General features: G+C 65.3%; 12 protein-coding genes and 1 pseudogene. 11 read left to right on the forward strand and 2 right to left on the reverse strand.

Annotated features, from left to right (window positions below; genetic code table 11):
• Positions 1–153: 153 nt before the first annotated feature.
• Positions 154–1,368 (forward strand): ROK family transcriptional regulator, encoded by a 1,215-nt coding sequence (locus H9529_RS14180; protein WP_092892805.1) that lies wholly within the window; start codon positions 154–156, stop codon positions 1,366–1,368.
• 204 nt (positions 1,369–1,572) lie between these two features.
• Here the strand turns inward: H9529_RS14180 and H9529_RS14185 are convergent.
• Positions 1,573–2,699 (reverse strand): IS3 family transposase gene (locus tag H9529_RS14185; protein WP_190305597.1). Its coding sequence is split into 2 segments (ribosomal slippage): positions 1,573–2,435 and positions 2,435–2,699, totalling 1,128 coding nucleotides; the frame shifts between segments, so codons are not numbered across the junction.
• 66 nt (positions 2,700–2,765) lie between these two features.
• Here H9529_RS14185 and H9529_RS14190 point away from each other — a divergent pair.
• From H9529_RS14190 to H9529_RS14230, 10 genes and pseudogenes are all read left to right on the forward strand, one after another.
• A pseudogene (locus H9529_RS14190) lies at positions 2,766–4,025 on the forward strand (phage tail tape measure C-terminal domain-containing protein); the annotation flags it as partial.
• 61 nt (positions 4,026–4,086) lie between these two features.
• Positions 4,087–4,713, forward strand: coding sequence for a DUF2460 domain-containing protein (locus H9529_RS14195; protein ID WP_092892000.1), 627 nt, complete (start codon positions 4,087–4,089; stop codon positions 4,711–4,713).
• The gene (locus H9529_RS14200) at positions 4,710–5,060 is read left to right on the forward strand and encodes a hypothetical protein (protein ID WP_092892002.1); all 351 of its coding nucleotides are present in this window, start codon (positions 4,710–4,712) and stop codon (positions 5,058–5,060) included. Before H9529_RS14195 ends, H9529_RS14200 begins: the two co-directional genes overlap by 4 nt.
• Positions 5,053–5,187, forward strand: a complete 135-nt coding sequence (locus tag H9529_RS21110; RefSeq protein ID WP_256327067.1) for a hypothetical protein — start codon at positions 5,053–5,055, stop codon at positions 5,185–5,187. The genes H9529_RS14200 and H9529_RS21110 overlap by 8 nt, the downstream gene beginning before the upstream one ends.
• Before the next feature lie 4 nt (positions 5,188–5,191).
• Complete coding sequence (locus H9529_RS14205; protein ID WP_092892004.1) at positions 5,192–5,866, forward strand: lysozyme; 675 nt, start codon at positions 5,192–5,194, stop codon at positions 5,864–5,866.
• Positions 5,863–6,072 carry a hypothetical protein gene (locus H9529_RS14210; RefSeq protein WP_092892006.1) on the forward strand — a complete coding sequence of 70 codons (210 nt, stop codon included), beginning with the start codon at positions 5,863–5,865 and terminating at the stop codon, positions 6,070–6,072. Before H9529_RS14205 ends, H9529_RS14210 begins: the two co-directional genes overlap by 4 nt.
• On the forward strand, positions 6,069–6,953 hold the full coding sequence (locus H9529_RS14215) for a DUF2163 domain-containing protein (RefSeq protein ID WP_092892075.1): 885 nt from the start codon (positions 6,069–6,071) through the stop codon (positions 6,951–6,953). Before H9529_RS14210 ends, H9529_RS14215 begins: the two co-directional genes overlap by 4 nt.
• Positions 6,950–7,396, forward strand: a complete 447-nt coding sequence (locus H9529_RS14220; RefSeq protein WP_223814180.1) for an NlpC/P60 family protein — start codon at positions 6,950–6,952, stop codon at positions 7,394–7,396. The genes H9529_RS14215 and H9529_RS14220 overlap by 4 nt, the downstream gene beginning before the upstream one ends.
• A gap of 9 nt (positions 7,397–7,405) precedes the next feature.
• Entirely contained in the window at positions 7,406–11,368 is a 3,963-nt protein-coding gene (locus tag H9529_RS14225) for a baseplate multidomain protein megatron (protein ID WP_092892008.1), read from the forward strand.
• An 11-nt stretch (positions 11,369–11,379) separates the two neighbouring features.
• Positions 11,380–13,302: a DUF2793 domain-containing protein gene (locus H9529_RS14230; RefSeq protein WP_092892010.1), complete on the forward strand. Its 1,923-nt coding sequence runs from the start codon at positions 11,380–11,382 to the stop codon at positions 13,300–13,302.
• Between the two features lie 107 nt (positions 13,303–13,409).
• Here the strand turns inward: H9529_RS14230 and H9529_RS14235 are convergent, their stop codons facing one another.
• Positions 13,410–13,892, reverse strand: coding sequence for a DUF305 domain-containing protein (locus H9529_RS14235; protein WP_092892012.1), 483 nt, complete (start codon positions 13,890–13,892; stop codon positions 13,410–13,412).
• Positions 13,893–13,915: the final 23 nt, after the last annotated feature.

Genomic DNA, 13,915 nt, shown 5'->3' on the forward strand with positions numbered 1-13,915 from the left:
CCTCCCTCTGACAGTTCCAAGGCTACTCAGTCGTGCAGTCATAAGTCAACCATGTTTTGTATAATTTTAGACTAAATTATCAGAACTTCCCGCCGAGCATCTTCCTATCCGTGTCGTCACAGCATAAGCTGTGGTGACATCAGGGGGTTTTGGATGAAGCCGACAGCGATAGCATGGGACGGCACGGCATTGTTAAACGCGGGCAGGCTGCTGAACCTGATCGCCTCGGGGGGCGCCACTTCGCGCTCGGACCTGATCGAGGCCAGCGGCCTGTCGCGCATGACGGTCTCGCAGCGGCTGTCATCGCTATTGGGCGCCGGTCTGGTCGAGGAAACGCCCCAGACGCTGCCAAGCGGCGGGCGCCCCACCCGGCAGTTGCGCCTGCGCCCGCAAGCCGGGCACCTGCTGGTCGCCAACATCGGCGAGACCCATCTGCATGTCGCCGCCACCGATCTTGCCGCAACCATCCTGGCCGAACAGACGATGCCCTTCCAGATCAGCGATGGCCCGCAAGTCGTTCTGACGCAGATCGGCGAAGGGTTCACGGCGCTGGCCCGCGCCCTGCCACCGCATTCAGGCCCGCTTTTTGGCATTGGCCTCAGCCTGCCCACGCCGGTGGATTTCAACGCCGGGCGCGTGGTCGGCCCGTCGGTCCTGTTTGGCTGGGACGGTTTCGACATCCGCGGCTGGCTGGGCCAGCGGTTCAACGTGTCAGTCTATGTCGAAAACGACGTTAACCTGATGACGATATACGAACACCGGCTGCATTTCGCCGGGGTCGAAGACATGATCTTCATCAAGGTCGGCACCGGGATCGGCAGCGGCATCGTCTCGCAGGGGCGGATCTTGCGCGGGGCGAAAGGCGCGGCGGGGGACATCGGGCACATTCAGGTCAAATCCGCGCATCCGCCGCTGTGCCGGTGCGGGAAGCTGGGCTGCCTGGAGGCATGGGCCAGCGGTTGGGCGCTGGCACGCGACCTGACAACCAACGGTTTCCCCGCCAGCACCGCCCGCGATGTGATCGACTTGTTTGACCGCCAGACGCCTGAGGCGTTGATGCTGCTGCGCAAAGCCGGGCGCAGCGTCGGCGAAGTGGTGTGCGAGGTTGTGAGCCTGCTGAACCCCGGACTGATCGTCATCGGCGGCACCATATCACAGGCAGGCGACACGCTACTGGATGGGGTGCGCGAACTGGTGTACCAACGCTGCCTGCCGCTGGCCACCAGCGACCTGAAAATCGTTGCCAGCGCGGCGGAAGAAGACACCGCCATTCTGGGAGCCGCTCAGCTCGTGCTGGACGGCATCTTCGATATGGCCGCGATAGACCAGATCCTTGAGCGCACAGCGCGAATGCACACCAGCGTCTGACTCCGTTTCAGTGACCTCATCACACTCGCGACGTATTGAGACGGAATGACAATCGCATGCGCTTATGACATCGCCGCGGCGATGTTGCAGAACTCTGACCGCAAAGGATTCACATCACGAATCCAGGTGATTAAACGGGTGGCATGAGCAAGCCCGAGCCCGCCCGCTACTGGTCTGCCCCCAACGAGTGGTCCAGTTTGAATGTTAGTGCATGGTTGGCCTTTGGTCTATTGGGACGATGCTTTTGGGCGCTGGTGGACGGTATCCCAGAGCGCTGTGTGGTCTGACGGTGTTGTAATGGCGACGCCATCGCTCGATCAGGATTTGGGCCTCGCGCAGCGATGAGAAGACCTCGCCGTTCAGCAACTCGTCCCGAAATCGGGCGTTGAAGCTCTCGCAGTAGCCGTTTTCCCATGGCGATCCAGGCGCAATGAAGGCAGTTTTGGCACCCACCGCGCCGATCCAGGCGCGCACCTTCTTGGCGATGAATTCTGCGCCATTGTCTGACCTTATGTATTCCGGCGGACCGCGCAGGATGAACAGGTCAGTCAAGGCGTCGACCACGTCGACGGAATTGAGCTTGCGTTTGACACGGATCACCAGAGCCTCCTTCGTGAACTCGTCGATGATGTTGAGCGTGCGGAAGATCCGCCCGTCATGGGTTCGATCCTGGACGAAGTCATAGGACCAGACATGGTTCGGACGCTCCGGTCGCAGCCGAACACACGACCCATCGTTCAGCCAGAGCCGACCCTTCTTGGGTTGTTTTTGCGGGACTTTCAGCCCCTCCCGCCGCCAGATCCGTTCGACGCGCTTGTGATTTACATGCCAGCCGCTGTTGTTCAGCATTCCGGTAATCATGCGATATCCATAGCGTCCGAACTCTTCTGTCAGTGCGATGATGTCATCGGTCAGCCGTTCTTCGTCCGGCAGGCCGAGAGGCACCTTGCGCTGTGTCGAGCGATGCTGACCCAATGTGCGACAAACCCGGCGCTCTGATAAGCTGAGAGTCTGCCGCACATGGTCGATACATCGACGGCGGCGGGAAGGGCTTAAAAGTTTCCCCGTGCAGCCTCGGTCAGGATCACCTTGTCCAGCGTCAGATCCGACACGGCACGCCTAAGCCGGGTATTCTCAGTCTCCAGCTCCTTCAGCCGTTTGAGCTGATCTCGACTCATGCCACCATACTCTTTGCGCCATCGATAATAGGTCGGTTGTGTCACGCCGATCTGTCGAACGGCATCAGCAATCGAACGTCCTTGCCCTTGCAGCACTTCAACCTGCCGCAGCTTCAGCACGATCTCTTCGGGGTTGTCTCGCTTTCCTGCCATCTCTGGTCCTCCTGAAATGGGATAATACTATCCCAGTTGGTGGACCACTTCAGTGGGGGCACTCCAGGCACCATCGCAGGCGTTGTCAGCTTCGGCGACCGAACCGCCGCGATCTTCCAGGGGGCCTATGATGCGGCGGTGGCGATCTGGGGCAGTCTGCCCGGTGCCATCGGCGACTTCGCCTTCCAGGCCGCCAACGGGCTGATCTCCGGCGTCGAGGCGATGCTGAACGGCGTGGTCACCCGCATCAACACCTTCATCAACGGGTTGAATGCAGCACTCGACCTGCTGCCCGACTGGGCGGTTGGCGAAGGCGGGGTGCAAATCGGCACGCTGGACCCACTGACGCTGGGCCGGATCGACAACCCCTTCGCAGGCTCGGCCGAAGCGGCGGGTGCTTCGGCAGCCGATGCCTTTTCGGCCGCCCTGTCGCGCACCTATCTCGAGCCGCCAGACCTCGGGCTCAGCACCATGGCCGACGATGCCCGCGCCCGTGCCGACGGCTATCGCGAGGCGGCGGGGATGTTAGCAGATGCCGCAGGTCGACCACTGGCAAGCTGGCAGGCACTGCGCGATGCTGTGACGGGAACCGGGACGGAAGCCGAAGCCGCACTGGCGGATGCCGCAACTTCGGCGGATGCGCTTGGCACCGAGTTGGACGACACGGCCGCCGCTGCGGGAAGCGCGGGGGCTGCCGCGCGCGATGCCGGGGCTGCCGCTGCCGAAGGAGCCGATCAGGCCGCGACCGGCTGGGGAGCGGTGACGGCAGCACTGGCCGACTATGCCACCAAGGCGCGCAACATCGGTGGCGATATCGGCCAGGCGCTCGTCGGGGCGTTCACCTCAGCCGAGAACGCTGTCGGCGAGTTCGTCAAGACCGGCAAGCTCGACTTCCGCGATCTGGTCACATCGATGATCGCCGATCTGGCCAAGCTGGCGGCCCGGCGCTTCATCCTCGGGCCGATTGCCAACGCGCTGTCGGGCGCACTTGGCGGTGCGGGCGGGATCTTCGCCAATATCCTGCACAGTGGTGGCATGGTCGGATCGCCGGGCCCGGGCCGAATGGTCCCGGCGCTGGCTTTCGCCAATGCCTCGCGCATGCACGCGGGCGGCTGGGCCGGGATCAAGCCCGACGAAGTTCCGGCAATCCTGCAACGAGGTGAGCGCGTCCTCTCGCGCCGCGAGGCTGCGGGCTACGGCCAGACTAGCGCGCCCGCCGTCAATGTCACCATCATGGCCCGCGATGCCGAGAGCTTCCGGCAATCGCGCACGCAGGTCGCGGCTGACATTGCGCGCGCGGTGTCGATGGGTCGGAGGGGCATGTGAGTGCGACCCCGCAAGTGGGCACCGGTTGCGGGAATCAGAGCACGAACAACGGAGAATTTTGATGGCGTTCCATGAAGTGCGCTTCCCCGATAACATCAGCCGCGGGGCACGAGGCGGTCCGGAACGGCGCACGCAAGTGGTAGAACTGGCCTCCGGTGACGAGGAACGCAATGCCAGCTGGGCCAACTCGCGTCGTCGGTTTGACATCGCTTACGGCATCCGCCGCGCCGACGATCTGGCGGCGGTCGTCGCCTTCTTCGAGGCGCGCAACGGCCGCCTGCACGGCTTTCGCTACAAAGATTGGGCCGACTATAAATCCTGCCTACCGTCGCACGCCGTCGCCCCCACCGACCAGCCCATTGGCACTGGCAATGGCGCGGTCATCACCTTTGCCCTGCTAAAGCGCTACACCTCCGGCGCGCAAAGCTGGACCCGCGCAATTGCCAAGCCGGTCGCGGGCAGCATCCGTCTTGCCCTGAACGGGGTGGAGCAAATGTCGGACTGGAGCGTCGACACCGCCACCGGTAGCGTCACCCTCGCTGCCGCCCCCGGCGTGGGCGTCGCGATCACAGCGGGCTTCGACTTCGACGTGCCCGTCCGCTTCGACACCGACATGCTCGACGTCACCCTCGACCTCGAGCGTCTCGGGTCGATCACATCCATTCCCCTGCTGGAGATCCGGCGATGAACGAAGAATCTGGCTTTGTCGCTGCTGTCCTGCGCGATCTGGCAACCTCCACCGCTGTCATCCTGGCGGCTTGGGGTGCGCTTGGCGGTGCGACCAACGCGCTGACCACACGAATGCGGCTGCGCGACGCGCTGCGCCACATCCTGCTGGGCGGTCTGATCGCTGCCGGGATGGGCAGCCTGTCGATGGCGATCATAACAGGCTGGCTCGGTCTGCCGCCCGAAGCGATCCCGGCCGGGGGTGCGGCGGGCTCGGCCGCCTATCTGGTCGGCGTCTTCGGCCCCGCCTTCATCGAGGTGGTCCTCGCCCGGCTGCGCAGCGGCAAGGGGGGCGACAGCGATGCATGAACTTCTCCGCCTCGCGCGGTCCATCCGCTGCGATGCCGCCAATCCGGGCCAAGCCTTCAGCCACCGCCTGCGCATCGGCGTCCTTGTCGCCGCGCTGATCCTAATCCTTTCCTCCATTTTCGGGTGATCCCATGCACATGACAGACCGGGGCCTGCTGGCCCTCGTCCGGCACGAAGGACTCGTGCCCGGACCTTATCTCGATGTCAAAAACGTCTGGACCTTCGGCATCGGCCATACCGCTGCGGCCGGGGCTCCCGATCCGGCACGGATGCCGCGCGGCATGCCCGCCGATCTGGACGCCGGGATCCGCGAAGTCTTCCGGCTCTTCCGCGCCGACATCGTGGCCTACGAGGCGGAGGTGCTGCGGGCCGTGAAGGTGCCGCTGGAAACGCACGAGTTCGATGCGCTGGTGTCGTTCCACTACAATACCGGCGGCATCGCCAAGGCCTCGCTGACGCGGCATCTGAACGCGGGCAACCGCCACGCCGCCGCGCAAGCCTTCATGGGCTGGCTCAGACCCGCCGCGATCCGGTCCCGCCGGGAGGCCGAGCGAGAACTGTTCCGCAACGGCCGCTATGCGACCGGCACAATTCCGGTCTGGGCGGTGGATCGCAACGGCCGGGTGGATTTCTCACGACCGATCCGGCGACTGACCGAGGCAGAGGCGCTGGCAATGCTGCGCGTGACGAGCACGCCGGTGCCGCTGTCCGTGCCGCTGCCGGTACCCATTCCGACCCAACCGCCTATCACACGGTCGTGGTGGCAGGGGCTGATAGAATTCTTCACAGGAAAGGCAACATCATGAACTGGAACCTTGCACGCGGGCTGGTCTATCTGGCCTGTCTTGCCGCCTCTGGGCTGGCCATGGCCGGACTGGCAGATTTCGACCTGGTGACCGGCAGCTTCGATCTGCGCCCATTCAACCTCTACGCGCTGACCGGCACCGCAGGGGGCGTGATTTCCTCGGCGCTGGCCTCTTTCGCCCTGTGGCGGGGTTGGGGGCGGAAGTGAAGTCCCTCGCACCCGCACTTCAGGCGCATCTCGACGAGGGCACGACGACGCTGGCCTGGTGCTGGCGGATCGTACGAGCCGATGGGGTGACGCTTGGCTTTACCGATCATGATCGGACCCTCACATTCGATGGCACCGCTTTCGAGCCCGAAAGTGGCTTTGCGGCCTCCGAGGTGCGCTCGGGGTCGGACCTGGCGGTCGATGCTCAGGATGCCCAAGGCGTGCTGTCTTCCGACCGGATCACCGAGACCGACATCCTCGATGGCCGCTGGGACAACGCGGCCGTCGAGGTGTGGCGGGTGAACTGGGCCGACACCAGCCAGCGATTGCTGATGCGGCGCGGGGCCATCGGCCAGATCCGGCGCGGGCGTATGGCGCTCGTGGCCGAGGTGCGGTCGCTGGCGCATGTTCTCGGCCAGACGGTCGGGCGGACGTTTCAGGCGGGGTGTGATGCGGCGTTGGGCGATGTGCGCTGCGGGGCCAATCTTGATGCCCCGGCCTTCAAAGGCAGCGGCGCGGTGATCGACCTTCTGCGCGATCGGGCCTTTACCGCGTCCGGGCTCGCGGTCTTTTCCTCGGGCTGGTTCGTCTTCGGCACGGTTCAATGGACCAGCGGTGCCAATCTCGGGCGGCGGACCGAGGTGCTGGCGCACGACCTCGTCGATGGCGTCGCCATCGTCACCCTGCTGGAAGCGCCGGTGCGGGCCATCGCCGGGTCCGACAGTTTTACCATCCGCGCGGGCTGCGACAAGCGCATCGCGACCTGCGGCACCAAGTTCGCAAATGTTGCCAACTTCCGGGGTTTCCCCAACATCCCGGGTCAGGATGCGGCCCTGCGCTATGCCAGCCAGAACGGCGGGCATGAAGGAGACGTGCTGTGAGCCTGCTGCCCTATATCGCCGATCCCGATCTGGTCATTGCCACCGCCTGCGGCTGGCTTGGCACACCTTATCATAATCAGGCCAGTCTGCGCGGGGTTGGTTGCGATTGCCTCGGCCTCGCGCGCGGTGTTTGGCGCGAAGTAGTGGGGGATGAACCCTTTCCGATCCCGCCCTACAGCCGGGACTGGGGCGAAACGGGGCCGCGCGAAGTGCTGGCGGAGGGTGCGCGGCGCATGATGCCGGAAATTGCCCCGGATGAGGCTGGCCCCGGCGCGCTGCTCCTGTTTCGCATGGCCCCACGCGCCATCGCCAAGCATGTCGGGATCCTGACCGCGCCAGACCGCTTCATCCATTCCTATGAACGGCTGGGTGTCGTGGAGGAAATCCTGACCCCGATCTGGCGGCGGCGGATTGCCTTCGCATTTCTGTTCCCCAAACGCTGAAAGTTCACCATGGCCACGCTCGTCCTCGGCGCTGTCGGCACTGCCATCGGCGGGGCCTTTGGCGGCGCGATCCTCGGCTTTTCCGGTGCTGCCATCGGTGGCTTCATCGGTTCCACCGTGGGCTCGGTGGTCGACAGCTGGATCGTGTCGTCGCTGGCCCCAGCGCAACGGATCGAGGGCGCGCGGCTTGACACGTTGCGCATCACCTCGGCCACCGAAGGGGCGGTGATCCCACGCATTTACGGCCGGATGCGGATCGGCGGCAATATCATCTGGGCCACTGATTTCCGCGAGGAGATCAACACCACCAGCCAAGGCGGCGGCAAAGGGGGTGGGCCGACGGTCACCACAACGGAATATCTCTATTATGCCTCGTTCGCCATTGGGCTTTGCGAAGGGGCAATCACCGGCATCGGGCGCGTGTGGGCCGACGGCAATGCAATGGACATGACCGGCGTCACCTGGCGCTGGTACCCCGGCGATGAGGCGCAGGCGGCCGATCCGTTCATCAGCGCAAAGATGGGAGCGGCCAACACGCCCGCCTATCGCGGCATGGCCTATGTGGTGTTCGAGGAACTGGACCTCAGCCCGTTCGGCAACCGCCTGCCGCAGATGAGCTTCGAGGTGTTCCGCCCTCTCGCCGATCCTGACACCGCCGAGGGTCTGGTAAAGGCCGTGACGCTGATCCCGGCCTCAGGCGAGTTCACCTATGCCACCGATGCCATCCGCAAAGGCAGCGCCGGTGCAACAGTTGCCGAGAACCTGAACGCGCTGCCTGATACGCCCGACATTGTTGTGGCACTGGACCGGCTGCAGGCCATGGCCCCGGCGGTCGAGAGCGTCAGTCTCGTGGTGGCGTGGTTCGGCGATGATTTGCGCGCGGGGTCCTGCAGGGTTAAGCCCGGTGTCGAGGTCGCCACCAAGGCGACCACGCCCGCCAACTGGTCGGTGAACGGGGTCAGCCGGGGCTCCGCCCATCTGGTCAGCCGCGACGCCGAAGATCGCCCCGTCTATGGCGGCACCCCGGCGGATTTCGCGGTGGTGCAAGCGATCCAGGAGATGAAGGCACGCGGGCTGAGGGTGACGTTCTATCCGTTCCTGCTGATGGATGTGCCGTCCGGCAACACCCTGCCGAACCCCTACAGCGCCAATGCCGCCACGCCCGGCCAGCCCGCATTTCCATGGCGGGGGCGGATCACCTGTTCCCCTGCGGCGGGTTTTGCCGGTTCGGTGGACAAGGCCGGCACGGCGGCAACGCAAGTTTCCGCGCTGTTTGGTGCGGCGACGCCGGGCAGTTTCAGCGTGTCTGGCGAGACAGTCGCCTTCACCGGTTCGCCCAGCGAATGGAGCCTGCGCCGCATGGTGCTGCACTACGCCCACCTTTGTGCGGCAGCTGGTGGCGTCGATGCATTCCTGATCGGCACCGAGATGCCAGGGCTGACCACCATCCGCTCGGGGACCAGCACTTATCCCGCCGTCACCGCGTTCAAGACCCTCGCGGCCGACGTGAGCGCCATTCTCGGCGCGGGCACCAAAGTCGGCTATGCGGCCGACTGGTCGGAGTATTTCGGCCATCAGCCGGGCGACGGTTCGGGCGACGTCCATTTCCACCTCGATCCGCTCTGGTCGGACAGCAATATCGACTTCGTAGGGATCGACAATTATCTGCCGCTGTCGGACTGGCGCGACGGTTTTGACCATGCCGATGCCTTGGAAGGCTGGCCCGCGATCTACGACCGTGCCTATCTGCAGGCGAACATCGCGGGCGGCGAAGGCTTCGACTGGTTTTATGCCAGTGCGGCTGACCGGTCCGCCCAGATCCGCACGGCCATCACCGATGGCGCGGCGGCGAAGCCTTGGGTCTTTCGCCCCAAGGATATCCGCGCGTGGTGGACGAACCCGCATTTCAACCGGCCGGGCGGGGTAGAGAACGGCTTGGCCACCGCATGGGTGCCGCAATCGAAACCCATCCGCTTCACCGAACTGGGCTGTCCCGCCATTGACCGAGGCACCAACCAGCCCAACGTCTTCTTCGACCCGAAGTCGTCCGAAAGCTTCACGCCGTATTTCTCGCGCGGCTGGCGCGACGATGCGATCCAGCGCGCCTACCTCGAGGCGAGCTACCTGCATTGGGGCGACCCGGCCAACAACCCTACCTCCACCATCTACGGCGGCCGGATGGTCCATGTGCCGGAATGTGCCGCCTGGACCTGGGACGCGCGGCCCTATCCGTTCTTTCCCGAACTGACCGACGTCTGGACCGATGGGCCGAACTGGCGGCTCGGTCACTGGTTGACCGGTCGGCTGGGGGCGGTGTCGCTTGCGGCTCTCGTGCGCCACCTCTGCCTGCGCGCCGGGATGCTGGAAGCCCTGATCGATGTCACCGGCCTCTGGGGTGCCGTTGAAGGCTATGCCATCACCGCGCTGGAAGCGCCACGATCCTCGATCAGCACGCTGGCCCGGCATTTCGGGTTTGATGCCATCGAGACCGAAGGCATGATCCGCTTCGTCATGCGCGGGCGGGCGTCCGTTCTGACCTTGGCGCATGATGACCTCTTGGCCTCCCGCGAGGGCGAGGCGCTGGAACTGGTCCGCGCACAGGAAACCGAACTGCCGCAGGCGCTGAAGTGGCAGGTCGCCCGCGCCGACGAGGATTATGATGCCGCCCTTGTCGAGGCCCGTCGCATCACCGTCGACACCACCCGCATCGCCTCCGAAAGCTTCCCGATGGCGATCCCGCCCGAGGAGGCCGAACGTCGCTGCCGCCGTGCGCTGATGGAAGCCTGGATCGGCCGCGAAAGCGCGACCTTCCGCCTGCCACCCTCGCGACTGGCGCTGGACCCTGCCGATGTGATCCGGCTGGCGCATGATGGTCGCGAGATCGAGTTGCGCCTCGTGTCCATCGCTGATTCCGAAAGCCGGGGCGTTGAGTCCGTCCGCCAGGATCGCGCCGCCTACGACCTGCCGCCCGGCGATCCGCGCCCGGCATCGCTCACCCGGTCCGTGGTCTTCGGCGCGCCGGATGTCGTGCTCCTCGACCTGCCGCAACTCTCCGAAAATCAGCCCGCGCACCGGCCGATGGTCGCGGCGCACGCCGTTCCCTGGCCGGGCGAGATGGCGGTCTTCCGCAGCCCCTCGACCGATGGGTTTGCCTTGCTGACCACCTTCGGGAGCCGCGCCCGGATCGGGAAATTGGTGTCGGATTTCCACGCGGGCCCCAGCTCGCGCTTCGATCTCGGCAATGTGCTGGTCGTCGATCTGGCCTCCGGCACGCTGGAAAGCGTCACCAACCTGACGCTGTTCGGCGGTGCCAATGCGCTGGCCGTGGAAGCCGCGCCCGGCGTCTGGGAGGTGGTGCAGGCAGGTGCCGCCGAACTGATCGCCCCCGGCCGCTACCGCCTGACCCGCCTCCTTCGAGGTCAGCGCGGCACCGAAGCCGCAATGGGCAATCCCGCCCCGGCAGGGGCAAGAGTGGTGAGGCTTGATTCCGCCATTGCCCCGCTGCCGATAGCAGAAGCCGACCTCGGTCTGCCGTGGAACTGGCGCATCGGCCCCGCAGCACGCGCGGTCAGTGACGCCAGCTACGCCGCGCTGGCCTTTACGCCAGCCGGTCGCGGCCTTGTGCCCTTCGCCCCGGTCCATGTGGCGCAGCCATGGCGAACAGCACGCAGCCCCGGCGATCTCACCATCCGCTGGAAGCGGCGATCCCGCGCGCTGGTGGCCGATGCCTGGGAACAGGTAGAGGTGCCACTGGCCGAGGATGCCGAAAGCTACGACGTCCAGATCCTCGACGGGGCATCGGTCAAGCGCACGCTGACCAGCAGCACGACCTCCGTCCTCTATTCCGCCGCCCAGCAGACCGCCGATTGGGGCGCGCCGCTCGGCCCCGGCCAGACGCTTGCGATCCGCATCTACCAGCTCTCGAACCGCCTCGGTCGCGGCGACTCCGCCGCTGCCATCCTCCAGTTCTGAAGGCCCACCACATGTCCGATACCTCCACGCATCTTGGCCTGCCGTACCTCTTGGCAGCCCAAGCCCAGAAGCATGTCACCCACAACGAGGCCCTGCGGCTGCTCGACGCCATGGTCCAGCTTTCGGTCATCGACCGCATGCGCACCACGCCTCCGACAGGCCCGGCCGACGGCGACCGGCATCTCGTGGCCTCGGGTGCTGCGGGGCTCTGGGCCGGCTGGGATCTGAACGTGGCATTCTGGGTCGATGGCGTCTGGATGCGCCTGGTCCCACGCCCCGGCTGGCTGGTCTGGATCGCGGCCGAGCAAGTGTTTCTGGTCTGGAACGGCAGCGCCTGGGACCCGGTCGGCGTACCACAGGATGTTTCCGACGCGATCTTCAGCCTCGTCAACGATGCAGACCCGACGAAGAAGGCGTTGTTCTCGCTGTCGGGGATCACCACCGGTACGACCCGGACCTTCAACCTGCCGAACACCTCGAGCGAGTTGGCTATCCTCGCGGGCACCCAGACCTTCACCGGCAACAAGACCTTCTCGGGCACGCTGACCGCCTCGGGCACTGTCACAGTCTCGGCAGCCTCGGCCAGCATTGGCACGGCGACGACGACTGCCACCTATGGGTTTGGCACAGGCGTCACGACCACCGGTGTCACGAAGACCGTGAACCTCGGCACCGGCGGCGCGTCCGGATCGACCACGGTCGTCAACATCGGCTCGGCCACTGCCGGGGCGGGTGGCAGCACCGTGGTGAATACCCCAACCGTGACCTTCGCCAATGCCGTCACGCAGGTCGGCATGCCCCAAGCGAACCTAACTGCCCAGCTGCTGGGCCTCGGCGGGGCGACAGCCGACAGCTACAACCGGATTTCAGTCAACACGTTCGCGCTTCTGTTCAACAACGCCGGGGCCGGGATCGAAGCGACGATGAACAAGGCGGCGTCCGGGAACGATGCTGCCTTCGCCTTCAAGACCGGGTTCTCGGCGCGGGCGCTGATCGGTCTGCTCGGCAATGACGACTTCAGCGTCAAGGTCAGCCCGGATGGCTCGGCCTTCTTCGATGCCTTGAAGATTGATCGCACCAGCGGGCAGGTGGAACTGCCACAGCCGACGATCCTGCCGGGGCTCGCTGCTGCGCCGTCGCCACCGCCCTCTGGCAAGATTGCGGTCTATGCCCGCAACCGCGCTGGTGCGCCGTGGATCGACGTGATGCGTCCCTCCGGCCGGGATTTTCCGCTGCAACCGCATTTCGGGGTCAACCGCATCGCGAACTGGTCGCCCTCCGTCACCACCACGATCACCACCGAAGGCCTGCCGATCACCTCGGTCGGCACCGTCTCGACCCCAACGCTCGCCGCGTCCAACCTGGCCGCCAGCATGCGCCGTTGGCGTCTGACTTCGGCGGCACTGGTGGATTCGGTTGCCGACCAGCGCTCTGCGGGCTGGGCCTGCTGGCGCGGCAATGCGGCCGGGCTTGGCGGCTGGACTTTCGTCACACGCATCTCGCTGACCACCCTACAGGCGACCGGCATGGGCTTCTTCGGCCTCTACGGCTCACCCGCCGCGCTGGCCACCACGCTGACGCTGGCTACGGCCATTAACTGCATCGGCATCGGCTTCCAGCGCGGCACCCACACACGCTGGCAGCTGGTCACAAACGACGCTACTGGCGCGCCGACCCTGACCGACATGGGGGCAAGCTTTGCAATCGCCACCGGCGGCGTCCTGACGCTGTTCATTGCAGCAGCGCCGAACGGCGGTTCCGTCTGGATCAGGGTGGTCGATGAGGTATCAGGCGCGGTGTTCGAGCAGGAGATCAGCGCTGATCTGCCGGCGAGCACCCAGTTCCTCTCGCCGCGGCTGTTCATGAACAACGGGGCCACGGCGGCGGCTGTCGCCTACGACTGCTCGGGGGTTTACGTCGAGACTGATTATTGAAGCGGCCGCGGGCTAAGGCAAGCCCCCCAGCCGCTGGAAGCTCAAGAGATTTCAAAGCGACCTGAAAGACTTGACCGCGCAGCTTGCACCACGCGGCCAGCGCCAAGTCAGTTGGCGCTTTCGGCCAGCCAGGTGGTCATCCGATCGATCTCGCCGACCTGTGCTGCAATGATCTCTCCCGCAAGCTCGATCATCTGTTCGTCGTCGCCATGCTCGAGCAGCACCTGCGCCATGTCGATTGCGCCCTGGTGGTGGGCGATCATCCCGCAGGCGAATGCCACGTCGGCATCCTCACTCATCATGCCTTCGTGCATGGCCGGCATGGTGATCATCATCCTGCGCATGTTTTCCTGAACATGCTCGGGCATGGCATCGAGATCCACGCCTCCCATACCCATCATGTCCATCATGCCGGAACCCATGCCGACGCTCTGATTGCCATGCCCCATGGAGGAGTGGTCCATTCCGCCCGTAGTGGACGAAGCGGTGCATTGCTCGGGAAGCTGGAACGCTGCGTCCTGGGCCAAAGCAGGTGCCGAGAATGCAGTTGTGGCGATAGCCGCTGCGAGGATTTTCTTCGCGATGTTCATCTGGAGTTCTCCTGATTGTCTGG

The organism is Roseicitreum antarcticum (genome assembly GCF_014681765.1).
Classification (GTDB): Bacteria; Pseudomonadota; Alphaproteobacteria; order Rhodobacterales; family Rhodobacteraceae; genus Roseicitreum; species Roseicitreum antarcticum.